Source organism: Oleiphilus sp. HI0086 (genome assembly GCF_001635225.1).
In genome coordinates this window covers 1-887 of record NZ_LWFZ01000843.1, presented here as the reverse complement: position 1 = coordinate 887, position 887 = coordinate 1, and the positions used below count along the sequence as shown (strand labels likewise).

At 45.2% G+C, this 887-nt stretch carries 1 pseudogene; it reads right to left on the bottom strand.

The features are described from left to right. Window positions 1-796, bottom strand: a pseudogene (locus A3756_RS15210) (hypothetical protein); the annotation flags it as partial. Window positions 797-887: the final 91 nt, after the last annotated feature.

Here is an 887-nt window from a genome sequence, read left to right as displayed (position 1 = left end):
CTGCGGCGCTATATCGACCTTTTCTACCAAGAGCATCACCAAAGCCGGAATTGGTGATACCTTCAAACTTTAATAGCCAAGAGTCATAAATATATTGAAGTTCAATACCAGTCTGATCGATAAGATGATAATGAGGAACTAACTCAGAAAACGTAGCATTCGGGCGGAAACTGGCTTCACGACTCGTGCCGGAAAAATGAGATAAAGCAAACTCTAATTCACCGACATAATGTGAATAACGGACAGCAAAGTCACTATGCCATTCTTGTGCACCCGATGCATAGCTTGCTTCATCATTACTTACCGGCAAAGGGCTTGCAGATAAGCGACCATCTTCGCCAACGAAGGTTCTTTCGCGAAAGTACGGTAACCAGAAAAGGTCAATCGTTCCCCAGTCTCGCTCTAATGAAAACTTAAGCATCGCCTGACCGAGCTTGTCTTCGCCATCGGGGTTTTCAACACTGTCGCTTTGATTAACGATATCAACGAGATGCATAGATTCTGTGACACCCCAAAACACCTTACCGACACCCGCTTGCAACTCCCAGGAATCGCCATAGTAGGTCCAGAGCGCTTCGCGTAAGTCAAAATGAGTGCGCTCATCATCCTCAAAGTCGTAACGACCAAACACCTTGGCAACAAAGTCTCCTTGCCCTAATGATGTATCGAATTCTATCTGCCCGCTTAGGGAGCTTTGAAATTGACTCTGATCGGCAAGCCCCTCTTCCACAAAGGTACGCGCTTGAAAACCTAACTCACCTTCAACACTCGCGAGGGCATTGCCACTACTAAGCATTAAAGCACTCGTAAGAAGCAAAGTAGAAGTTTTGTGGAAGATGGTATTTATTTTATTTGTCGATAGATTCAAGTTTTCGCCCGCCTTTTAC